The organism is Streptococcus sp. KHUD_012, from assembly GCF_052588255.1.
Window position 1 is genome coordinate 427606 of sequence record NZ_CP159355.1, and the last position, 26226, is coordinate 453831.

Annotated in this window: 8 protein-coding genes and 3 pseudogenes; 10 read left to right on the top strand and 1 reads right to left on the bottom strand. The window is 44.0% G+C overall.

What is annotated here, in order from left to right:
- Window positions 1-255: 255 nt before the first annotated feature.
- Entirely contained in the window at window positions 256-4143 is a 3888-nt protein-coding gene (locus ABVF55_RS02175) for a glycoside hydrolase family 66 protein (RefSeq protein ID WP_445285445.1), read from the bottom strand.
- Window positions 4144-4473: 330 nt separating this feature from the next.
- Here ABVF55_RS02175 and ABVF55_RS02180 point away from each other — a divergent pair.
- The 10 genes and pseudogenes from ABVF55_RS02180 to ABVF55_RS02225 all read left to right on the top strand — a co-directional run.
- A pseudogene (locus tag ABVF55_RS02180) lies at window positions 4474-4524 on the top strand (hypothetical protein); the annotation flags it as partial.
- 162 nt (window positions 4525-4686) lie between these two features.
- Window positions 4687-5553, top strand: coding sequence for an ABC transporter permease (locus tag ABVF55_RS02185; protein ID WP_003008955.1), 867 nt, complete (start codon window positions 4687-4689; stop codon window positions 5551-5553).
- On the top strand, window positions 5550-6314 hold the full coding sequence (locus ABVF55_RS02190) for an ABC transporter ATP-binding protein (protein WP_031575699.1): 765 nt from the start codon (window positions 5550-5552) through the stop codon (window positions 6312-6314). Before ABVF55_RS02185 ends, ABVF55_RS02190 begins: the two co-directional genes overlap by 4 nt.
- A 743-nt stretch (window positions 6315-7057) precedes the next feature.
- Complete coding sequence (locus tag ABVF55_RS02195; protein WP_003003091.1) at window positions 7058-7600, top strand: hypothetical protein; 543 nt, start codon at window positions 7058-7060, stop codon at window positions 7598-7600.
- A gap of 203 nt (window positions 7601-7803) precedes the next feature.
- Entirely contained in the window at window positions 7804-9465 is a 1662-nt protein-coding gene (locus ABVF55_RS02200) for a ribonuclease J (RefSeq protein ID WP_445285446.1), read from the top strand.
- Between the two features lie 70 nt (window positions 9466-9535).
- Window positions 9536-10318 (top strand): alpha/beta hydrolase, encoded by a 783-nt coding sequence (locus ABVF55_RS02205; RefSeq protein ID WP_445285447.1) that lies wholly within the window; start codon window positions 9536-9538, stop codon window positions 10316-10318.
- Between the two features lie 171 nt (window positions 10319-10489).
- Entirely contained in the window at window positions 10490-11947 is a 1458-nt protein-coding gene (gene gltX / locus ABVF55_RS02210; protein WP_445285448.1) for a glutamate--tRNA ligase, read from the top strand.
- Window positions 11948-12184: 237 nt separating this feature from the next.
- Window positions 12185-17734: an accessory Sec-dependent serine-rich glycoprotein adhesin gene (locus tag ABVF55_RS02215; protein WP_445285449.1), complete on the top strand. Its 5550-nt coding sequence runs from the start codon at window positions 12185-12187 to the stop codon at window positions 17732-17734.
- 180 nt (window positions 17735-17914) lie between these two features.
- Window positions 17915-18007: pseudogene (locus ABVF55_RS02220) on the top strand (KxYKxGKxW signal peptide domain-containing protein); the annotation flags it as partial.
- A gap of 30 nt (window positions 18008-18037) precedes the next feature.
- A pseudogene (locus ABVF55_RS02225) lies at window positions 18038-26164 on the top strand (LPXTG cell wall anchor domain-containing protein); the annotation flags it as partial.
- Window positions 26165-26226 lie beyond the last annotated feature (62 nt).

Genomic DNA, 26226 nt, shown 5'->3' on the forward strand with positions numbered 1-26226 from the left:
TCATAGAATTTCCATTGACTTGAAGTTGAGAAAACAGTATACTAGAAAAGCAATTTGATCTTTCAAACTGCCGGCAACAAGGGGAATGAATCCACTTTGAATTGGAATACAGTAGGGTTTGGAGTGGTAGTACTTCACACCCTTATTGTCGTCAGTCACCCTCATAAAAGGGATCTAGACTCTGAATGAGTTGTATAAATATAAAAAAACTTCCTTGGAACAGAATTCCATAGGAAGTTTCTTTGTGTTTGGGATCTAATCTTGTTTCTTTTTGTAAGGGATAAGACTGGCCAAACCTGCTAAGAGGCCAAGTCCAAGTAAGGCTAGCTGAGAGGTTTCTTCACCTGTTGCAGGTAGGTGAGTTCCTTCTTGAGGGGTGTTAGGAACAACTTCAGGGAGTTCCTCTTTTTGGCTTGTTGTTTCAAGAGGTTTCTCCTCTTCTTTGTTAGAGAGAAGTGGTGATCCCTTTTCTTCATGAGTGTCAGTTGTATTTTCTTTTGTCACGGAAGGAAGAGGGCTGGCTGCTTCTTCTTTTTCTGTTTCTGGGGATGGTTGTGGAGTAGGGATTTCTTTGACCTTGTAGGCAAAGATCAAGATGGTTGTTCCCACTTCTACCTTCCCAGTTTGTTCAGCTGCACCGATCCGTTCGTAGATGTGGCCGTCGTAGGAGATTTCATCTGGTGCGATAGCGACGTAAGGGGTTCCATTGTCCACATTGGTTGCAACAGCAAGCTCTGGTTGCAATTCAGTGCTAGTATCTTGGATGACAAATCGCGCGATGACCGTTCCCGTAGCTAACTTGTAATCATAGATGACAGTTTTCGTTCCCTTAGTGACTGTGCCACTTGGATCAGCAGAATCAGCACGGTGTCCAACTAGATGGTAGATACGACCATCTTTTGTGATTTCTGTTGGGGCCTCACTGGTGTACTTGGTGCCGAAATCTACCTCTGTAGCGAGGTTTTGCGCCTCTTGCAGATCAGTATCGCCTCCCTCAGTGAGGAATCGTACTCTGACCGATCCTTTGGTGATAGTGTAGGAAATAGCAGTATCAACTGTTGGAGACTCAGGGCTTGGAAGAAGATAGCCTTTGGTTTCGTCAATAGGATCCACAAGGTTTAAGACTTGTCCACGAGCATCTTTTGGCTCTAATCCCTCCACGTAAGGAAGGATAGCAGTAGGAGACGCGATGGCGGTTGGATTTGTGGGATCATTTAGATAAGGGATCTCTTTTTGAGCATGGGCTGGTTCTTTACCAGTAGCATAGCTGATCTTATAAGCCCCGACTGGGCGATAGATGACCGTATCTGTGATGTCTGCTGCATCAGCATGAATGCCAGTATGTTCTCCTGCTTTTGTCAGATCAGAAGTGATGGCATCAGTTGATTCTTCTGCTACGACAACATAGCCTTTTTTGACGGGATTTTCAAGAGCTGCAAAGCTTGTGCCGTCTTGAGCTGTCCAGTCTTCAAGACTTGTCTCGCCTGTCACCAAATTGATGGTACCTTTGCGACTGAAATGAAGGGTGTTAGTTTGATCAGCTATTCCTGCAGGCTGGCGGTTAGATCCATCCTGGTCCTCTGTTACATAGGTTACCGTACGGGTAACTGTTTCAGATAAATGATTCAGATCAGCCGTTGTTTGACCAGCTGGAGCTAGAGGAGTTGGATAGACACGACCTTCGCTATCTCCTGGAACAACTTGACCGGCTTGTATGGGCTGTGTTGCAGAAAATTCCACAATTTTTGGTGCCAAGCGGACAATAAACTCTTGAACGCCATCATCATTGGTGTTGTTAGCGTCGCGGTCAAAGTTCGGTTGTCCGTCTGCATCGAAGCCATTCTCTAATAGTTCGTAGCCTTTCTTCAAATAGTTGGCAATGGTTTCTTTTGTAGAGTAGTTGATCTTTTCACCTGTATGACCAACCAAGTCACTGGAACGTTCGAGCTCAACTCCGTTTTCGTCTTGATAAAGAACATGAGCGGCTTCATTGAGTTTGACATAGAGCATGTCCCATACATCTAGACTCGGAACATCGATAGCAGCCATCCATTGGCCAGCTCCTCCGTCATAATAAACATTTGCGCTTGTTTCTCGGAGGTTGATGTTGTATTTTCCTTCAACAGCATCAGGTGTTGCCCAGTAAATGCTGGCGTGTTCAGCCTGATCTTTTGTGATTTTTCCGAGTGGAACAAAAGCTTGAATATTGGTCAATTTTTCGGTTGTATTCACAGCGCTGTTCCATTTGTTTTCAGTGATGCCGACCAAATTGATCAAGTGAGCAATCCGATCACCCGTCTTGGTTTCTTTTGTAATGGTATAAACAGTTCCAGGTTGAACCCCGTCAGCATTATCCAGGTTGGATCCGATGAAGTTGCCGTTGACCAGTACATTTGTATTGTCTACAATCCGACGAGTATCATGCGCCAAGGTGTCGCGCCCGCGGAGAAGTTCTTGATAAGCAACGATGAATTCTTGGTAGTTGAATTCTGCATTGGCAAAGTCGGCATTGACTGGTAGGTTTTGATTGAGATACCATTCTGCTTGGATCACCCCAAAACCTTTAGCATCTTGAGAAGTATTGAGGGCTGCAGTCGTCATATGGTAACCACCGCTCGCTGCGATGATAGCATCTGTCAGCAATTCGTTGTCTTTGCTGAGGGTTGATGCATTTTTACCACGATGGGTATAGGCTGCGATGATAGGAGATTTCCCCTTGTATAAATCACGCATCCGTTCGGTGAGACGCGTCAAGGCTTGGTAGGTAGAGTCATAGGCAATGCTATCTCCCCAAACTTCCGCATAAGGTGCAGAGACATTGGTCTTTCCTAGTCGATCAGCATCTCCAGTAGAGATATCGTTGATCATGAAGTCATAGCCTTCTTTTTTGAGGGCCTCTGTTGCAGCTGTGGCTAGTTCTGGATAGTGTTCGCTCAAAGAGAAACCTTTTCCGGGTTCACTGACTTTTTCCACCCAGTTAGAGCCCATGGTATCCCCTTGCCATCCATCAAAATTGCCTTCTTTCATGGCTTTGGTCATGACTTCAATGATAAATTTTTGCCAATTTGGATCACCCGGATCGAGAAATTGTTGAATATCGGTCGCTGTGACATCACCCTTTTTACCAAAGTTGAAATGGTCCTGTAGATTGCGAACAATGGCACTTTTCACTTCATTTGGAACCCCTTCTTCGAGGGAAACCGCGTAAATCATGTTATAGAGCATGGCTTTGGCACCAGTCGTATGGACATGAGCCACCAGCTCTTTGACTGCTTCTGTATCAATGACAGGTAAGTAGGACTTGCGCTTGTCAGGATCTGTTTCGCTATTTGGAATCAAGAAAGTTGCCCAGTCTTGAGTGAAACGTTCAACATTTGCTGGGAATGGGTTGGCAGGTGTATTGTAAACGTCGTAGAAGAAGTAGTTGTTGATGTGCATATTGGCCAATTGGTCAATACTATTCTTGTAGCCTTCTACCTGATCATTGGTGATGGAGTTGTGATTGTCTTTTGAGCCGGCAACCACCCCATAACGTGGGTAGATCGTCCAGTCATCTTCAACAGCAAGACCCGCTGCCTTATGAAAGGCTTGGGAGCCATCTGCTTTCTTACCAAGGACATCTACGATAAATCCAGCATTAGGTGAAAAGACCGTACTTGGAATCGTCAGCTCGCTACCTTCAACGTTTTTCTTTTCATAAATGACCTGATCTAAATGAGAGACAGTGACATCAGAAGAAACCACTTCAGGGTTGTTGATGGAGATCCGGACGTCTTCCCCACTTTTATAAGTCGCTTTATCAAAGGTGACGTCGTTGGTGATTTTTGGAGTATTATAAGTAGTTGCTGGAGCTGCACTGACCGGTTGAGTGGCAGTTACAGTTGGTGTTGATTCCGATGGAGAAGAAGTTGCTTCCGTCGTAGCAACTTCCTCACTAGTAGTGGTAGGAGTACTGGTGTTGGTTGCTACTGGTTGAGCGGTTGCTGAAATCTCAGAAGTCGGATTGCTGTTGACCTCGTCAGCCATGGCAACAGAGCTTACCATCAAGGCTCCAAAAAGGGTAATCATAGAGACCAATGCCTTGTTGCGTTTGCGGAAATAGCCGTGCCCTTTTTCAGAGACACTATTTTTTTGTTGATTCATTTTTTTCTCCCACATACTGTTTGTATAGTTCGTTGAACAGTTTAAAGTAAATTGTTCTATCGATGCCAATAAGTATACGACATTTCACTAGATAGTGTCAATTTAAGAATGAAAGCTAGCATGTAAACTTTCATGAAATTATTAGAAAACCGCACTAAATAAAGGTTTTTGATTCAGAAAAATGAACAAACGGAAAACGTTTGACACAAAATTTCCTCGCATTTAAAAAAAGGTACAAATTAGTGATAAAAGTAAATAGAGGAGAAATGCTTGTACAAACCTTATTACTAAAGGGAATCAGCAACAGCTCTTACGAGCCTTGGCTTACTTGGTGTGATCGCAACAGGCTTTGGTCTTACTCGAAAGAAAAAAGAAGACTAAGATTTTCTTTTAATCCTTTAAAAAAATATCACGATTAAAAACCAGAAGGCACAACCTTTTGGTTTTTTTATAATGCATGAAAAGGGAATTGATGACAATTTCCTATAGGTTCTCCTCCATATTTGTGATACAATTAAACTACTATTATCGAAGGGAGAAACTATGATTAATTCAATTGTTTCACAAGGTTTGATTTGGGCCATTTTAGGGTTAGGAATCTTTATGACCTTCCGAATTCTAGATTTTCCAGATATGACGACAGAAGGGTCCTTCCCGCTTGGAGGAGCGGTGGCGGTGACCTTGATTACCAAAGGGGTCAATCCACTCCTTGCAACACTAGCTGCTATTGGTGCAGGGTGTTTGGCGGGACTTGCGACGGGTCTTCTCTACACAAAAGGGAGAATCCCGACACTCTTATCAGGGATCCTTGTGATGACGTCTTGTAACTCGGTCATTCTATTTGTCATGCAGCGGGCTAATTTGGGACTTCTGGGCTATAAAAAAATTCAGGAATTTCTTCCTTTTGCCAGTGGGTTCAATGAGATCCTGATTGGCTTGATTTTCGTAACGCTTGTGATCCTTGGTTTGATCTTCTTCTTGGACACACGCTTGGGTCAAGCCTATATTGCGACAGGGGACAATCCAGATATGGCCAAGAGCTTTGGGATCAACACTGACCGGATGGAATTGATGGGCTTGGTCATTTCAAATGGGATTATTGCTCTTTCTGGTGCACTGATGGCCCAGCAAGAAGGTTATGCGGATGCTTCACGTGGGATTGGTGTCATCGTTATTGGGCTTGCCAGCCTTATTATCGGAGAGGTGCTCTTTTCAAATGTTACCTTGACAGAGCGCTTGCTCAGTATTGCGATCGGATCGATCGCCTACCAATTTTTGATTTGGGCCGTGATTGCGCTTGGCATCAATACCAGCTATATTCGAATCTTCAGTGCCTTGATCTTGGCTATCTGCCTGATGATTCCAACCTTTAAGGGAAAAATCATGAAAGGAGCGAAACTCAGTAAATGACAGCAATTGTAGAATTAAAAAATGTAACCAAAGCCGTGAGCAATGGGATGAACGAAGAAAAAGTCATTCTGGATGATGTTTCCTTGGAAATTCGAGAGCATGATTTTATCACGATTTTGGGGGGCAATGGAGCTGGGAAATCAACCCTCTTTAATACCATTGCTGGGACGCTTCCAGTGAGCAGTGGAAAGATTTATATTTTGGGAGAAGATGTAACCAACTATTCTCCTGAAAAGAGAGCCAAGTACCTATCGCGGGTCTTTCAAGATCCTAAAATGGGCACGGCGCCTCGCATGACGGTTGCGGAAAACCTCTTGGTAGCGAAGTTTCGCGGAGAAAAACGTGGCTTGATTCCGCGTCACTTGGCCAGCTATAAAGAAGAGTTTCAAACAGTCCTTGCTAAGATTGGCAATGGCTTGGAAAATCATATCGATACAGCCGTTGAGTTTCTATCAGGGGGGCAACGACAAGCCTTGAGTCTGTTGATGGCGACACTGAAACGTCCAGAACTCTTGCTTCTAGACGAACACACTGCTGCCTTGGATCCCAAAACCAGTCAGGCGCTCATGACCTTGACGGATGAGTTTGTGAAACAAGATGCCCTCACAGCTCTTATGATCACTCACCATATGGAAGATGCTTTGAAATATGGAAATCGCTTGATTGTCATGAAAGACGGACACATCGTCCAAGACCTCAATCAAGAAGAAAAAGCCCAAATGACCATCGCAGACTATTATCAATTATTTGAGAAAGAATAAGATACAAAGCCCGTAAAATGCAAAGTGAAAATAGAGAGTGGGACAGAAATCGGTAATTCGTTAGAATTCGATTTCGTCGTCCCACCTCCGCACAGTTGAGTAGGGCTGTAAAAGCTGATGAAATCAGCGTAGTAGAGCCCACTCAACCACTGCGTCTTGCTCGACAATCCAAAAATAATTGAGAGGCTAGGACTTTTGTCCCAGCCTCTTTTCCTTAAATCATCTATAAAACCGCATAAAAATAGGAACTAGTTTCAGCTGAAATCGCTTGCAATCACTTAGGTAGGTGAGTATAATATAGTTAGAAAGATAAAGAAGGGATTGATACCAATGCCTTATCGAGTTAAAATTTAGGTTACTTCGTTTTAGGCCTGTTTTGCTGATATCTGTTCATGCTCTTATCGTAAAAGAGCAGTCATGTCGTGTGTGTCGGATCGGTTGGACGGTCGGGCAAACCTGCTTAGTTTGTCCGGAGACATAAGAAAACGTGGAAATAGTAGGTAGAAGCTTTTTGTAAAGGTTTTCAAACTTCGATGCGTCCAGTCGAAAACTAATCATTTGGATTTAGGATAGCAAAGAAAACCTCTGGTATTTTACACAAATACTATTAAATGAAATCAACATCATAAACATTGTTTTGTTAGCCAAAAGGTTAATTGCACCAAGTCAGTGAAGCAGACCAGGCCTCTAGTCCCGTAAGACTGGAGGCCATTTTTATAAAATACTCAGGAGGAGGTGAGAGTATGGGATTGTCGTATGCGCAAGAATATAGTTGTCGGGACCATTTTCGGCAAAGAGCTTTTGAGCGCTTTGGCGTAGATGATCAGCACTTGAATAAGTGGATCAACCAACACCTCTCCTCCCTCTCTCCTTATGATAGTAATGTGGTTCAACCCGCCAACACAGAAGCCTATGTAGCCAGTGATGGCGTCATCTTTGTCTGCAATATCAAAAGTCGGGAGTTCATCACTTGCTTTAAGGCGGTTAATTACCAAGAATCTAAGGAAGAAGAGGAAGCCTATACGGACATTCACGAAAACAATGTCGCTTCCTTCAAAAAAGATGTGAACCACCTAGTCAATCGCTACCGACTCAAGGAAGCCAAAGAGCTGTTTGAAAACATTGGGGAGGACTTGGATGATTTTTATCGCCTGTCCCAAGCAGTCAAGAACGGCCAATTGAGCGAGCGAAATAGTAGGCGCCTAGAGGAATTGTTAGGCAAGTTTCATGTGATCAAGGCAGCCATGCGGATCATTGAAAATAAACGGGGAGATTACCATCTTTAGGGTCTTTTCCCCCTAAAAATAGGCGCCTAGAAGCCCTCTCATCTACTTCAGATGAGAGGACTTTTTTGCTGTGGAAAGCTTTTTGAAAAAAAGAGAAAAAAATTGTATAATAGAGTGGATATGCAAGTATTTGCAAAGCTGTAATTCGACTTGGGCGACCAAGGACCGTAAGTATTAAAATAAACACACTAAAGGAGACAACAGTGAGTAGTATTAAATTAGTCACTCTTGGCGGTGTTCGAGAAAATGGGAAAAATCTCTACGTTGCCGAAGTGAACGATTCAATTTTTGTCTTGGATGCAGGTTTGAAGTATCCAGAAAATGAGCAACTTGGGGTGGATGTCGTTATCCCCAACATGGATTATCTATTTGAAAACAAGGACCGCATTGCGGGTGTTTTCTTGACCCATGGTCACGCGGATGCCATTGGGGCCTTGCCTTATCTTTTGGCCGAAGCCAAAGTTCCTGTATTCGGGACAGAATTGACCATTGAGTTGGCTAAACTCTTTGTCAAAAGCAATGACAGTGTGAAGAAATTCAACGACTTCCATGTTATTGATCAAAATTCTGAGATTGATTTTGGCGATGCCGTCGTCTCTTTCTTTCAAACAACCCACTCCATCCCTGAAAGTATCGGGATTGTGATTGGCACTCCTGAGGGCAATATCGTCTATACAGGAGACTTTAAATTTGACCAAACTGCTAGCGAGTCTTATGCGACAGACTTTGCTCGTCTAGCTGAGATTGGACGTGAAGGCGTGCTCGCTCTCTTGAGTGACTCGGCTAATGCGGATAGTAATATTCAAGTTGCCAGTGAGCAAGAAGTAGGCGATGCTATCTTAGATACGATCGCAGACTGGGATGGTCGTGTCATCGTGGCGGCGGTAGCCAGCAACCTTTCTCGGATCCAGCAGGTCTTTGATGCTGCGGCTGAGACTGGCCGTCGAGTGGTCTTGACAGGGTTTGATGTGGAAAACATCGTCCGCACAGCTATTCGCTTGAACAAATTGTCTCTTGCCAACGAAAAACTCTTGATCAAGCCAAAAGAAATGAGCCGTTTCGAGGATCATGAATTGATCATTTTGGAAACAGGCCGGATGGGTGAGCCGATCAACGGCTTGCGCAAGATGTCGATTGGTCGTCACCGCTATGTGGAAATCAAAGATGGAGACTTGGTCTACATCGTTACAACGCCATCGATTGCCAAAGAAGCAGTGGTAGCTCGTGTAGAAAACATGGTCTACCAAGCAGGTGGAGTTGTCAAATTGATCACGTCTAGCTTGCGCGTGTCTGGTCACGGAAACGCACGGGACTTGCAGTTGATGATCAACCTTCTTCGTCCTAAATACCTCTTCCCGATCCAAGGGGAATACCGCGAATTGGATGCCCATGCGCGAGTAGCGATGGAAGTCGGTATCTTGCCTGAAAACATCTTTATTCCAAAACGCGGAACGGTAATGGAGTATGAAAAAGGTGACTTCGTTCCTGCCGGTAGCGTCTCAGCAGGAGATGTCATGATCGATGGGAACGCCATTGGTGATGTGGGCAATATTGTCCTTCGTGACCGCAAGGTCTTGTCAGAAGACGGGATCTTTATCGTGGCGATCACGGTGAATCGCAAAGAGAAGAAAATTATTTCCAAAGCGCGCGTGCACACCCGTGGTTTTGTCTATGTCAAGAAGAGTCGGGATATTCTTCGTGAAAGTTGCGAATTGGTCAACCAAAGAGTTGAAGACTATTTGGCACAAGACAGCTTTGACTGGGGTGAGTTAAAAGGTTTGGTACGCGACAACTTGTCTAAGTTCTTGTTTGAACAAACCAAACGCCGTCCAGCCATCCTACCAGTCGTGATGGAAGTAAAATAATAGAAGAAATGGAAACGCTTGGCGGCCGAAGGCTTGCCGAGTGTTTTTAACAGTAGAAAGAGGAAATCAAATGGCAGTTATGCAGATTGAGTATTATTCAGAAGCCTTGAAGATGGAGTGGGGCGTGTCCGTCCTTTATCCCGATGCATCGCGCGTGGAAGATCCAGCGGATACGGATATCCCAGTCCTTTATCTCTTACACGGGATGAATGGCAACCACCATTCCTGGTTGAAGCGGACTAATGTGGAACGCATTTTGCGCAATACCAATCTGATCGTGGTCCTCCCCAATACCAATAATGGCTTTTACACAGATACCCAGTATGGCTACAACTACTACACGGCCATTGCGAAAGAATTGCCAGAGACTCTTTCTCGCTTCTTCCCGAATATGACTAAGAAACGGGCGAAAACCTTTATTGCTGGCTTATCCATGGGCGGCTATGGATCGATGCTCTTGGCCCTCAAGACAAATCGTTTCTCTCATGCGGCTAGTTTTTCTGGAGCACTTAGTTTTCACGATAGAGACTTTGAAAACAATGACTTGGAGCAACCGGCTTTTTGGAAGGGGATCTTTGGAGAGATTGAGGATTGGACGACTAGTCCCTATTCGCTAGAGACTGCTGCCAAGAAGTTTTCAGATAAGAAGACCAAACTCTGGATCTGGTGTGGGGAGCAGGATTTCCTTTATGAGGCCAATAATTTTGAAGTCAAGGAACTAGAAAAGTTAGGTTTGGATGTCACCTATACCCACAGCCCAGGTAAGCACGAATGGTTCTACTGGGAACGTGAGTTGGAGCACTTTTTACAAACCCTGCCAATTGACTTTGAATTAGAAGAACGGTTAAAATAAGATACCAATAGATTGGATATCAGTCAGAGCATTTGTTCTGGCTTTTTTCATATATATAGCAAGAAAGGCTAGAAAGGTCACTTATTCATTTCAGTCCTGCTTTCTTTGTGGTATAATAGGAACGATTGAAAAATGAGCTAGAAATAGCGAACAAGATAAGAGGAGAGAAATATGGCAAAAGATATTCGTGTGCGTTATGCACCAAGTCCAACAGGGCTACTACACATCGGAAATGCTCGTACAGCATTGTTTAACTACTTGTATGCGCGTCACCATGGTGGAACCTTTATCATCCGTATCGAGGATACAGACCGTAAGCGCCACGTCGAAGACGGCGAACGTTCACAGCTTGAAAACCTTCGTTGGTTGGGCATGGACTGGGATGAAAGCCCAGAGACGCATGAAAACTACCGCCAGTCTGAACGTTTGGAACTCTATCAAAAATACATTGACCAACTCTTGGCTGAAGGTAAAGCCTACAAATCTTACGTCACTGAAGAAGAGTTGGCAGCGGAACGTGAACGTCAAGAAGCAGCTGGGGAAACACCTCGCTACATCAACGAATACCTTGGCATGAGCGAAGAAGAAAAAGAAGCTTATATCGCAGAACGTGAAGCAGCAGGTGTGATTCCAACGGTTCGTTTGGCAGTGAATGAGTCTGGTATCTACAAGTGGCATGATATGGTCAAAGGCGATATCGAGTTTGAAGGTGGCAATATCGGTGGGGATTGGGTTATCCAGAAGAAAGATGGCTACCCAACTTACAACTTTGCTGTTGTCATCGATGACCACGATATGCAAATCTCTCATGTTATTCGTGGAGATGACCATATTGCTAACACACCAAAACAGCTCATGGTCTATGAAGCGCTTGGATGGGAAGCACCAGAGTTCGGTCACATGACTCTTATCATCAACTCTGAAACTGGTAAGAAGTTGTCTAAACGGGACACCAACACCCTTCAGTTCATCGAAGACTATCGTAAGAAGGGTTACCTTCCGGAAGCAGTCTTTAACTTTATCGCTCTTCTGGGTTGGAACCCTGGTGGGGAAGACGAAATCTTCTCTCGCGAAGAACTCATTAAGCTCTTTGATGAACATCGCCTCAGCAAGTCTCCAGCGGCCTTCGACCAAAAGAAAATGGACTGGATGAGCAATGAGTATATCAAGAATGCGGATCTTGTGACCATCTTTGAAATGGCTAAACCATTCCTTGAAGAAGCAGGTCGTTTGACAGACAAGGCTGAAAAATTAGTGGAACTCTACAAACCACAAATGAAGTCGGTGGACGAAATCGTTCCATTGACAGACCTCTTCTTCTCAGACTTCCCAGAATTAACTGAAGCTGAGAAAGAAGTCATGGCTGGTGAAACCGTGCCAACTGTACTTAAAGCCTTTAAAGCGAAACTCGAAGCCATGTCAGACGATGAGTTTGTGGCAGAAAATATCTTCCCACAAATCAAAGCAGTTCAAAAAGAAACTGGGATCAAAGGGAAGAATCTCTTTATGCCAATCCGTATCGCCGTTTCAGGTGAAATGCATGGTCCTGAATTGCCAGATACCATCTACTTACTTGGACGCGAAAAATCCATCCAACACATTGAAAGCATGTTGGAAAAAATCAGATAATTATCAGAAAAGCCCCTATTAAATGGGGCTTTTTGTTTTACTTCTAAAGTCAAAGTATTATAGGATTTTTTCAAAAAAATGCCCCGGTTTGACAAATTGATCCTACTGAAAACGATTTTATTACTATATAAAACAAAAATTATAAAAAAATAGCAATAATTAAGGATAATTGCTTCCAAAAATCGACAGATTAGTCTATAATGTAAGGGAAATAAAAAATGTAATAAGGAGACAGAAATGTTTTTTAAACGTTCGAACGGTGAATTCCGTGAAACGGATCGTGTGACTCGTTTCAAATTGATCAAATCAGGTAAAAACTGGTTGCGTGCTGCGACTTCTAACTTTGGTCTTTTGAAAGTCATTCGTGGTCAAGTCGAAGAGACTGTTGTAGCTGAAGTGCGTGAAGACGCAGTATCAGTGAAAGAAATGACAAGCCGTGGCTTGCTCAAAGGGATCGTAGCAGCTGGGGCTGTTTTTGGTGCAGCTACAGTAGCGAACACTGCTAAAGCTGATGAAACTGGATCAGATGTTGCGACTGCATCTGAGCTTTCAAGTGAAGCTCTTGTAGAGCAAGGAAGTACAGTACTTGGTACAACTTCAACAACTGAATCTCAATCTGAATCAACTACAGAATCAACAACTGAGTCAACTACAGAATCAGCTAGCGCTTCTGCATCTGCAAGTGCTTCAACCTCTACAAGCGTATCTGTATCTCACTCAGCTTCATTGAGCGAACAAGGCTCAGCAGAACTTTCAGCAGCTTCAAGCGAATCAACTGTAGCAGCTGGATCTGAAGCAACTACAGAAGCAACTACAACTGTAGCGAAAGCTGAAGATAAAGCTGTTTTGGAACAAAACACTTCAGAAGCAGAATTGTTGAACAAGATCGCAAGCGACTACTCAGCAACTGTTTCAACACCAGAAAAGAAAGCAGCACTTGAAGCTGCCATTGCTAAAGTTCAAACAGAATTGACAGCAAGCAACAGCTTGATCAACGCTAATGCTTCAGCTCAATCATACGCAGACCAACGCGAACGTTTGAGCAAGTCAGTAGATGACATGATGGCAACCTTGACTGCAGCAGGATTTACTGGAAACACAACTGTAAACGGTGCTCCAGCAATTTCAGCACAGTTGGCACCAATCTCAACAAGCACTACTGGTAGTGTAGCTACAACCCCAGTTATTTCAAATGCGAATGGTGCAACGATTGAAGATGCAGCCTTCAATGAAGCTGGTTATGCTTTGGATCCAAACACAGATCGCTTTACTTTCGGTGTATGGCAATTCCTTAAAACAAACCACGCAACTGGTGCGAAAACAAACTTTGATTACTACGCTACTCTTTCAGTAGACCGTTCAGCCATCACTGGTAGCCTTTCAGCTAACCCAGATGTTTACTTGCGTATCGTTAAGAAATCTGATGGTTCAGAAGCATATACACGTACCATTCATGCTGGAGAAAGCAATATCTCTCTTCCAAGCTACATCACAAACAACAACTCTGATGTAACCAACACTTTGACATATGCAGCTGCTAACGGAACTAATCCAGGTAACGTAACCTTCTCATTGGTAAATGCTAACCTTGAGTATGAAACACTTCAAATCCGTGATACCAACTACCCAGGTAACCAAGGTGAAGATAAACAAAACGTTCAAACTTCTGTTCCTTATGCGAAAGCTGATCAAACAACTTACTATAAAGTTGTTGACAGTAGCAAGTACACAGAAGGTCAAACATACACACCAACTGGGAATGAAACAGTTCTTGCAAGCTATACGCAAACAGGTCTTGCAGGTCAACAATTCACAGCTTCAGGAAACCGTGACGTTGCTGGTTACAAACCGGTAGCTGCGACAACAGATACAACTCAAAAAACTTCAGGTATCCTTGGTAAAGGTGTTGTTGGACAAAAACTTGTCGAACTTCAAGGTGGAGCAAACCACTACTACGTGAAACGTATCTCTGAAATCGTGGATACAGATGGTTCAACTGTAACAAAATTCTATGCTCTTGATCCATCTCAAGTTAACAATTTTGCTACATCTGATATTGGTACTGAAGATGTATCTAAGTACACACTCATCTACACAAGTAAAGTGAACAAGGCCGGTGAAGAGTGGAAAGCTGATGAGACAAAAGTTACAAAAGTAAACAGCAAAAATGGTGACTACTATATTGAAGTCAACGAAGCTGCTGGAAGCAAATCCCTCATTATCACTGGTTGGTCGTCTACTACTGAGACAGATACTTATAAACAAATGGATGGAACTCTACACACTTATCCACGTCCATTTAAAGGTGCCCCAAGTACTTCATTGACACCTGCTGGTGCTGGTAACAACAGTTACAACGTAATCGCTGGTAAAGTTCCAGAAATCCAAGCAGAAGGATCTGTTGCGAATGATCCAACAGCACCAAATGGTAAAGTATACTCTGATTTGAAGGGTTACTCATCATTCTCTAATAACTACTCAATTCCAACTGCGATTAAACCTTCAACTGATGTGAACTATTACTTCGTGAAGATGAATGATTCAGAGTCTGCTTCTCAATCACAATCATTCTCAAACTCTGCATCAGAATCAGAAGTTGTGTCTAACTCACAATCTGTTTCACAATCACAGGCTGTATCTAAATCACAATCACAATCAGAATCAGAAGTAGTATCTAACTCACGATCTGTATCACAATCAGAAGCAGTATCTAAGTCACAATCAGTATCTAAGTCACAATCAGTATCTAAGTCACAATCAGCGTCTGATACAACATCAGCTTCTAAATCTGCATCAGAATCAGCTTCAGCATCATTGAGTCAATCAAAAGTTGAATCAGCAAGCAAATCATTGTCTGAATCAGTATCAGCATCTACTTCAGAAAGCAAATCAACAGTTGAGTCTACAAGTAAATCAGTATCTGAATCAGCAAGCGCATCAACGTCTGAATCAGCAAGCACCTCAACATCCGAATTAGAATCAACAAGTAAATCAGTATCTGAATCAACAAGCGCATCAACATCTGAATCAACAAGTGCTTCAGCGTCTGAGTCAGCCTCAGTATCAGCTTCTACATCAGAATCTGCATCAGCTTCAGCGTCTGAGTCAGCTTCAGTATCAGCTTCTACATCAGAATCTGCATCAGCGTCAGCGTCTGAGTCAGCTTCAGTATCAGCTTCTACATCAGAATCTGCATCAGCGTCAGCGTCTGAGTCAGCGTCTGAGTCAGCCTCAGTATCAGCTTCTACATCAGAATCTGCATCAGCTTCAGCGTCTGAGTCAGCTTCAGTATCAGCTTCTACATCAGAATCTGCATCAGCTTCAGCGTCTGAGTCAGCCTCAGTGTCAGCTTCTACATCAGAATCTGCATCAGCTTCAGCGTCTGAGTCAGCCTCAGTATCAGCTTCTACATCAGAATCTGCATCAGCTTCAGCGTCTGAGTCAGCCTCAGTGTCAGCTTCTACATCAGAATCTGCATCAGCTTCAGCGTCTGAGTCAGCCTCAGTATCAGCTTCTACATCAGAATCAGCTTCAGTATCAGCGAGCCAATCAGTATCAGCATCTGCTTCAACTTCTGTATCGGTAAGTCAATCAGTATCAGCATCTGAATCAGTATCAAACTCACTTTCTACATCTGTGTCTGTTTCAGCTTCAAATTCTTCATCGATGTCTGAAAGTGAAACACCTAAAGTTGGTGAAGTAATCATCACTTACATCCGTGAGAATGATGGTAAAGAAATCCAAAAACCTCGTCAAGACACACCAAACTCACCATATGACACACCATATAACACAACTGAGGAAGGTGAAAAACCTAATACTATCAAGACTCCAGACGGTAAGACTTATAAGATCGTACCAAAAGGTGACTACCCAGTAGGTAAAGTTGACGGTGACGGACACCTTGAATCATCTGATCCAATTAAAGGTAAAGTTGATAAACCTAAATCAACAATCACTTACGTTTATAAAGAAGTGAAAGGTGACGTTTACGTTCACTATAAAGACACTGACGGTAACACAATTAAAGATGATGTCACTGATGAAAAAGATCAACCAGTTGATAAAGATTACGATACAGTAATTGACAACCGTCCAAAAGAAATCCAATACAATGGTAAGACATATGAATTGGTACCAGCCGGTAACTACAATGTAGGTAAAGTTGACGAACAAGGTCACCTTGAGTCATCAGACGCTACAACAGGTAAGGTTATCGAAGGACGTAAAGACGTCACTTACATCTACAAACTCAAAGAACAACCAGCACAACCTAAGGGTAATGTCTACGTACACTATGTTGACGTTAATGGTAACAAGATTAAAGACGATGTTACTGACGAAAAAGATCAACCAGTTGATAAAGACTACGATACAGTAGTAGACAACCGTCCAAAAGAAATCGAATTCCAAGGTAAGACATACGAATTGGTACCAGCCGGTAACTACCCAGTAGGTCAAGTCGACGACCAAGGTCACTGGACAGGTGATGATGCTACAACTGGTAAAGTTGTTGAAGGTGATAAGAATGTCACTTACGTCTACAAATTGAAAGAAGATCCAACGAAACCTAAAGAAGGTGATGTTATCATCACTTACGTAGACGAAAAAGGTAAAGAAATCAAGAAACCTCGTCAAGACACACCAAACTCACCATATGACACACCATATAACACAACTGAGGAAGGTGAAAAACCTAATACTATCAAGACTCCAGACGGTAAGACTTACAAGATCGTACCGAAAGGTGATTACCCAGTAGGTAAAGTTGATGGCGATGGACACTTAGAATCATCTGATCCAATTAAAGGTAAAGTTGATAAACCACGTTCAATCATCACTTACGTTTACAAAGAAGTGAAGGAAGAACCAACTCAACCTAAGGGTAGCGTATACGTACACTACAAAGATACTGAAGGTAACACCATTAAAGAATCAGTAACAGATGAGTTAGACCAACCAGTAGGTAAAGACTACAACACTGTTGAAGACAACCGTCCACAATACATTAGATTCGAAGGTAAAACTTACGAAATCGTACCAGTCGGAAACTACACAGTTGGTAAAGTAGATACTCAAGGTCACCTTGAATCAACAGACCCAACAACTGGTAAAGTGGTTGAAGGACGTAAAGACGTTACTTACATCTACAAACTTGTCGAAGAACCTGTACAACCTAAGGGTAATGTATACGTTCACTATGTAGATGAAAATGGTAACACGATCAAGACTTCAGTAGTGGATGAAAAAGACCAACCAGTAGGTAAAGACTACGATACAGTTGTGGATAACCGTCCTAAGACAATCACAACTGCAGATGGTAAAGTCTATGAATTGGTACCACAAGGTAACTACCCAGTAGGTAACGTTGACGGTGAAGGTCACTTGACAACAACTGACCCAACAACTGGTAAAGTTATCGAAGGTGATAAGAACGTTACTTATGTTTACAAACTTGTGAAGACTCCAAACGTTCCAACACCAAATACTCCAGTGCCACCAACTCCAACACCAAATACTCCGGTGCCACCAACTCCAACACCAAATACTCCGGTAGATCCAACACCTAATAAACCAATGGATCCAACACCAAACACACCGGTAGATCCAACACCTAATACACCAGTGAACCCAGTTCCTGAGCAATCATCTAAACCAGCTCCAGCTCTTGAACAACTTCCAAATACTGGTGAAACAGGATCTGTAGCTTCAGCTCTTCTTGGAGCAGTTGCAGGTGTTGCAGGGGTTGCAGCACTTGGAAGCCGCAAAAAAGAAGATGAAAAATAATCTTCTACCCTAATTTGATTCGGTCATTTCAGGTATGTGGGAAATGAAAAAGGATCCAAAAAGAGAACCTCCGGGTTCTCTTTTTGTGTGCTGTTTTTATGTTAAAAACTAGTCTTAATTAGTTACTTTTGGGGAAAATTAGTGTATAATAACTCGATATCTTATTTTTAAGGAGCGGACATGTTTTTTAAACGTTCGAAGGGTGATTTTCGCGAAACGGAGCGAATCACACGTTATAAATTAATCAAATCAGGAAAGAATTGGGTGCGGGCATCTGTCTCGCGGTTAGGCCTATTTCGTGTCATGCGGGGTGGTGTAGATGAAAACATCGTGGTTCAATATGAAGCATCATCACACTCTATGCCTACGGATCTGGTCAAAGGGATGGTTGTGCTAGGGGCTCTGGCTGGGGCGACAACGGTTGCCAATCCAGTATTTGCTGAGGAAAATGAAATGAATGTGACTGTTGGGTCTGAAATCAGCCCATCGACCGGTGTAGCGGGTTCGGATAGTCTTGTCTTGGGTACGACGTCTACCACAGACTCTGTGTCAGCCAGTCACTCCATAAGTGAATCCATCTCATTTTCAGAGTCAGCTAGTGAAAGTGTCTCTCTGTCTCAATCTGTGTCTTTGAGTGAATCTCATGGTGTCAGTGCTTCAGCGAGTCCGTCTACTTCAGAAATCGCTAGTAGCACTCTCTCAGAGAATGATACTATTCATGTAGCTACTTCTGAAACGAGTGAGAAAGTAGCAGAGGCTCAAAACAATCGTTCAGAAGACCAGGTGAAGCGCCTGCAAGTTTTGGCTTTGGATTTATACACCTATCGTGCGCAGGCTTTGGAAATCCCTGGGACAGAATCTGCTATTGAAAGTGGAGATCTGGCTTTAGAAGCTATTCGTACTGGCTTGTCCAATCCGGCAATTCAAATCGATGCCGTAGAAAGTCAAGCCAAGAGTGCTCGGAATCGCTTGGTCAATGCGGTGCTTCGTGCGACATCTGGCCAGCGTGATCCGCGTAACGGAAATCGTATTAATACGGATACCAGCCTTCGTGCGCCCCAATATAATTTAGGGCTAGCCAATAATGCCTTGATTTCTGTGTATAACTCTGATTACATCAATCAGGTTTATAAGGTTGTTGAAACCAATCCTACACGAAATAATATTAAGAGCATTGGCTACGCTTCTGGTAGCGATCGTGTGAATGGCATTTATGTTCCGCAAACATCGGCCTTGAAAAATAGTGCAGCTGTCTTTAATATCGTGGGGACTGTTGGCCAGACAGAGGTCGTAACGCCTGGGAAAATTTATAATGTTTCTTTTGTAGTGACCAATACGGCTAATCAGTCAGTGACACGCACGCTACGAATCCAGGTCTTGCCGCAAAATGATGGTATTCGTAATCCGATTACGGCTGTGACGACAGCGACTTTTGTTAATGATACTACTAACTTGGGCCAGGCTGAAAAAGAGAAGATTTGGGAAGCGTTTAAGACTGCTAACCCCAATATTGCCACTTCAAAAGACTTCAAGGAATACTCGGTATCAGAAGCAGGTGTGGTGACCATTACCTATAAAGATAACACTACAAATGATGTGACGGCTCCAGTGAAGCGACTTGCAGCACCAACTGTTGAAACGAGATTATTGGATAAGGCTTACACACAGACGCCTGTAACGGTGACGGGAGCTGAGCCAGGTTCTACAGTCGTTCTATACAATAATGACGACGAAGTGGGAACAGCTGTGGCAGATGCTTCGGGTCAAGCGATTGTGACGCCGACTGTTAAGTTACAAACGGGTGGTGTAACAGCCAAAGCTCGCATCATGTATGGTGATTATGCGGTGTATTCAGATGCCAGTAATTCCGTGGCTGTAACTGACGGAACGCGTCCTGAAGTGACGGCCAAGTTGACTGTCGATGGTGTGGAACCGAAATCAACCCCTCTTGAAGGTGGTGGGAAGAATTATATTATTTACGCTGGTGATGATGCGGTTGTGACCTTTACAGCTACTGATGACAGTGGCAAGTTGAAAGAAATGAAAGTTGTTGCACGAGCGGATCTGAACGACAATGCTTTGAACGGGAATTTCTTTGGTGGCAGCCAGTATGGAACAGGTGATATTGCTCCTATCACGGGTGATATTACGGCTACCAGTGCGAACCCTGCAACCATCACAACGACCATTCATTTGAAGGATGATCTTTACCATACCTACCGAAATACATGGCAACGCAACGTCGCGGCTATTGACAATGCCTCCAATATGAACCGTCCAAACGGTTTGGGTGAGATTCGGATTACCCAGGGGCGTCTCGCTGATCGTACGCCAGGTGTGGCGCCGACAAGCACTATTCAGGTGACGAGTCTAACTGCATTGACAGATGCAGATAAGAGCAAGGTGATTGCTGCTGTATCGGCAGTCAACCCAGAGGTGGCCAACCGGATTAAGTCCTATACGGTTAATAGTGATGGTACAGTCACCATTACTTATAAGGATAGTACGACCAATGTCGTAGCGGTGAAACTGTCAGATAGCGATCATAGTCAGTCTGTCTCAAACAGTCAGAGTGCATCTACGAAGACTTCGCAATCGATCAGTCAGTCTTTAAGTGCGAAGCAATCGCAGAGCGTATCGGCTCAGCAGAGCGTTTCATTGAGTCAGTCACTGAGCTCGGTTCGCTCGCAAAGTTTGTCGGCTTCACTAAGCCAATCAGCGTCGGCAAGTATCTCTGCTCAAGCAAGTCTATCTCGCAGTCAATCGTTGAGCAAGGAGGTTTCTCAATCTCAATCCGCTTCAACGAGTCAATCTGTATCGACAAGAAAATCTGAATCTGTGAAAGTTTCGGAATCAGCATCCGCAAGTGTCAGTGCCTTGCAGTCTGCTTCGGTATCAGCAAGTGTATCCAAAGTGGTTAGCCAGTCTGTCTCAAGTTCGACATCCGCTTTAACGAGCGCCTCTGTTTCAGTGAGTCAGTCAGTATCAGCATCGCTTTCACAGTCGGTATCAGAGTCACTAAGTCAATCGACTCGCGAGTCGGCTTCAAAATCAGTGAGTCAATCGCAGTCTGAGTCTGCATCAGTATCTTTGAGTGAGTCCGCTAGAAAATCAGCATCGTTGAGCACTTCCGTATTAGAGAGTCAATCAGCCTCAACTTCGGTGTCGGTTTCTACCTCTGAATCGGTGTCGACTTCCGAGTCTGTTTCTGTATCTGAATCAGTATCAGAGTCCGTTTCGACTTCTGAATCAGTGTCAATATCCGAATCAGTCTCAACGTCCGAGTCAGTTTCAACATCCGAGTCGGTTTCTGTATCAGAATCAGTGTCTACGTCTGAATCGGAATCGACATCAGAATCAGTATCAGCCTCAGAGTCGGTATCAACGTCCGAGTCAGTGTCTATTTCTGAATCGGCATCGACATCAGAATCGGCATCAACATCCGAATCGGTTTCTGTATCTGAATCAGTGTCTACTTCTGAATCAGCATCAACATCTGAATCAGTATTGACATCCGAGTCATTGTCCGCGTCCGAGTCAGTTTCAACGTCTGAATCAGTGTCGACATCCGAGTCTGTATCAATGTCCGAATCGGTCTCAACCTCAGAATCAGTCTCAGCATCTGAATCGGTGTCAACCTCAGAATCAGTTTCAGCATCAGAGTCAGCGTCAACTTCTGAGTCAGTCTCAACATCCGAGTCAGCGTCAACTTCTGAGTCAGTCTCAACATCCGAGTCAGCGTCTACATCGGAATCTGTATCAACGTCTGAGTCAGCATCTGCGTCCGAGTCAGTATCAACGTCTGAATCGGTATCGATGTTCGAATCTGCATCTACATCCGAATCAGTATCAACATCCGAATCAGTGTCTACGTCTGAATCGGTGTCGACATCCGAGTCGGTTTCTGTATCTGAATCAGTATCTACGTCTGAATCAGTATCTACGTCTGAATCCGTTTCAACATCCGAGTCAGTTTCAACGTCTGAGTCAGTCTCAACCTCGGAATCCGTTTCGGCGTCCGAATCAGCGTCTGCTTCTGAGTCAGTTTCAACATCAGAATCAGTCTCAACGTCTGAGTCAGTCTCAGCATCTGCTTCAGAATCAGTCTCAACATCAGAATCAGTTTCGACATCAGAATCGGCATCTACATCCGAGTCAGCGTCAACTTCTGAGTCAGTCTCAACATCCGAGTCAGCGTCTACATCGGAATCTGTATCAACGTCTGAGTCAGCATCTGCGTCCGAGTCAGTATCAACGTCTGAATCGGTATCGATGTCCGAATCTGCATCTACATCCGAATCAGTATCAACATCAGAATCAGTCTCAACATCTGAGTCAGCATCTGCGTCCGAGTCAGTCTCAACATCTGAGTCAGCGTCTGAATCAGTGTCAGCATCTGATTCAGTATCAACGTCCGAATCAGTCTCGACTTCTGAATCGGCATCTACATCAGAATCAGTTTCTGCATCTGAGTCAGCGTCAACGTCTGAATCAGTATCAACCTCTGAATCGGTGTCTACGTCCGAGTCAGTTTCAACATCCGAGTCAGCGTCAACTTCAGAATTAGTATCGACCTCTGAGTCAGTTTCAACGTCTGAATCAGTTTCAACGTCCGAATCAGCATCTGCTTCTGAATCACTCTCGACATCCGAGTCAGTATCAGCGTCAGAATCAGTATCTACATCAGAATCGGTTTCAACCTCTGAGTCAGTTTCAACCTCAGAATCAGTATCGACTTCAGAGTCTGAATCAACATCTGAGTCTGTATCGACATCCGAGTCGGTTTCAACGTCCGAATCAGTCTCGGCGTCAGAGTCAGTTTCAACGTCTGAATCAGTGTCGACATCAGAATCGGTTTCTGTATCTGAATCAGTGTCTACTTCGGAATCAGCCTCTGCATCAGAGTCAGTTTCAGCGTCAGAATCAATCTCGAAATCTGAGTCAGTGTCTATTTCTGAATCAGTCTCGACGTCAGAGTCAGTTTCAACATCTGAATTAGTATCAACATCCGAGTCAGTTTCAGCGTCGGAATCTGTATCAACGTCGGAATCTGTATCAGCATCGGAGTCAGCATCAGCTTCTGAATCGGTCTCAGCGTCCGAGTCAGCATCTACATCAGAATCGGCCTCAACATCAGAGTCAGTCTCAGCGTCTGAGTCAGTATCTACGTCAGAATCGGCATCAGAATCAGCCTCAGCGTCAGAATCAGTATCGACATCTGAGTCAGTTTCAGCCTCTGAATCGGTATCGACGTCAGAATCGGTTTCTGTATCAGAATCAGTGTCTACTTCTGAATCTGTTTCGACTTCCGAATCATTGTCAACATCAGAATCAGTTTCGACATCAGAGTCTGAATCAACATCCGAATCAGTGTCAACGTCTGAGTCAGCCTCTGCTTCTGAATCAGTTTCAACGTCTGAGTCGGTATCAGCGTCTGAATCAGTTTCAACGTCCGAGTCAGTGTCAGCGTCTGAATCAGTGTCAACGTCTGAATCAGTGTCGACATCCGAGTCATTGTCCGCGTCAGAGTCAGTCTCAACGTCCGAATCAGTATCTACGTCTGAATCAGTCTCGACGTCAGAGTCGGTATCTATATCAGAGTCAGTGTCAACATCCGAGTCAGTCTCTACCTCTGAGTCAGCCTCTGCTTCTGAATCAGTGTCTACTTCAGAATCAGCCTCTGCATCCGAATCAGTCTCAACGTCTGAGTCAGTTTCAGCCTCTGCATCCGAGTCCGTTTCGACTTCTGAATCGGTGTCGACTTCCAAGTCTGTTTCTGTATCGGAATCAGTATCGGCATCCGAGTCAGCATCTACATCAGAATCTGTATCAACGTCTGATTCAGTATCAATGTCCGAATCAGTTTCAGCGTCTGAATCGGTTTCTGTATCAGAATCAGTGTCTACTTCTGAATCTGTTTCGACTTCCGAATCATTGTCAACATCAGAATCAGTTTCGACATCAGAGTCTGAATCAACATCCGAATCAGCATCTGCTTCTGAATCAGCCTCAGTGTCCGAATCAGTCTCGACATCCGAGTCAGTTTCTGTATCTGAATCAGTTTTAACGTCTGAATCAGTCTCGGCATCTGAGTCAGTTTCAACATCAGAATCAGTATCGACTTCTGAGTCAGTTTCAACATCAGAATCAGTCTCGACATCCGAGTCAGTTTCTGTATCTGAATCAGTCTCAACGTCTGAGTCAGTATCAGCGTCTGAATCAGTTTCTATCTCTGAGTCAGTATCTACGTCTGAATCAATCTCGACCTCTGAATCATTGTCAGCATCAACATCTGAGTCGGTCTCAACCTCTGAATCAGTATCGACATCCGAGTCATTGTCCGCGTCCGAGTCAGTTTCAACTTCTGAATCGGTGTCAACATCAGAATCATTCTCAGTCTCTGAATCAGCCTCTGCGTCCGAGTCAGCGTCAACATCCGAATCAGTGTCTACGTCTGAATCGGTGTCAACATCAGAATCAGTTTCTGCATCAGAATCAGTATCAACATCCGAATCAATTTCAGCCTCTGAATCAGTTTCAACGTCAGAATCAGTGTCAACCTCAGAATCGGCATCTGTATCCGAATCGGTTTCTACGTCAGAATCAGCGTCAACATCAGAATCAGCGTCAATATCAGAATCGGTTTCGGCGTCCGAGTCAGCGTCAACATCTGAATCAGTGTCAACGTCAGAATCAGTATCAGTGTCCGAATCAGCTTCAACCTCAGTAAGCCAATCAGTGTCAGCATCTGAATCAGCTTCAACCTCAGTAAGTAAATCGGTTTCTACGTCTGAATCGGTGTCTACATCCGAATCAGTATCAGCGTCTGATTCAGAATCAGCGTCCGAATCAGTATCGACATCTGAGTCAGTGTCAACGTCCGAATCAGTATCGACATCTGAGTCAGTGTCAACGTCCGAATCGGTTTCTGTATCTGAATCAGCGTCCACCTCAGAATCAGTTTCTGCATCCGAGTCAGCGTCTGAGTCAGAATCTGCGTCCGAATCAGTATCGACATCTGAGTCAGTGTCAACGTCCGAATCGGTTTCTGTATCTGAATCAGTGTCCACCTCAGAATCAGTTTCTGCATCCGAGTCAGCGTCTGAATCGGCATCTGCATCCGAATCAGTGTCTACTTCTGAATCGGCATCTGCATCCGAATCAGTGTCTACTTCTGAATCGGCATCAACATCGGAGTCAGTCTCAGCGTCAGAATCATTGTCTGCATCTGAGTCAGCATCAACCTCTGAATCAGTCTCGGCGTTTGAGTCGGTATCCGAGTCAGTATCAACGTCTGAATCAATCTCGACATCAGAATCAGTTTCAGCCTCTGAGTCAGTGTCTACATCCGAATCGGTTTCTACCTCTGAATCAGTATCAGTGTCCGAATCAGCTTCAACTTCAGTAAGCCAATCAGTCTCAGCATCTGAATCAGTGTCGACATCAGAATCAGTTTCAGCCTCTGCGTCGGTATCAACATCGGAGTCAGTTTCGGCGTCTGAATCAATCTCGACATCGGAGTCAGTTTCTGCGTCTGAATCAGTTTCAGCATCCGAGTCGGTTTCTACCTCTGAATCAGTATCGACCTCAGAGTCCGTTTCTGTATCAGAATCGGTTTCTACGTCAGAATCAGCGTCAGAATCAGCATCAGCCTCTGAGTCAGTTTCTGCGTCTGAATCAGTGTCAACATCAGAATCAGTATCAACGTCTGAATCTGTGTCAACATCCGAATCGGCATCTGTGTCCGAGTCATTGTCAGCGTCCGAGTCATTGTCAGCGTCTGAGTCAGTTTCAGCATCTGAGTCAGTTTCAACATCAGAATCTGTGTCAACGTCTGAATCGGTGTCTACATCAGAATCAGTATTAACGTCTGAATCAGTTTCTGTATCTGAGTCAGCATCAGCCTCTGAGTCGGCCTCTACCTCAGAATCAGTCTCAACCTCTGAATCAGTCTCAATGTCCGAATCGATTTCTGTATCTGAATCAGTTTCAGCGTCCTTGTCAGCGTCTACGTCTGAATCAATCTCGACCTCCGAATCATTGTCAGCTTCGTTGAGCAGTTCAGTATCAGAAAGTCAGTCAGTCTCTACCTCGGTTTCGACATCAGTATCTGTATCTGAGTCAGCATCATTGAGTACCTCTGCACCTGAATCAACTTCAACATCAGTAAGTACTTCAGTTTCAGTGAGTCAATCACAATCAGGATCAACATCTGGTAGCGGTTCATACTCTAACTCAATGAGCCAATCAATTTCTCATTCAGAGTCATTGTCTGCATCAGAATCAGCAAGTGGATCACAAAAACACAGCCAATCTGTGGCCCTTCCAAATACTGGCGAAACAGGATCTGTAACATCAGCCCTTCTTGGGGTTGTTACAGGGTTAGCTGGAATTGCTGGACTTACCCGACGTAAAAAGAAGGGGAACTGATCTAGTAGGAAATATCATTTTTTTCGAGTGAATCTCATAGGAGATTCACTTTTTTTCTAGTA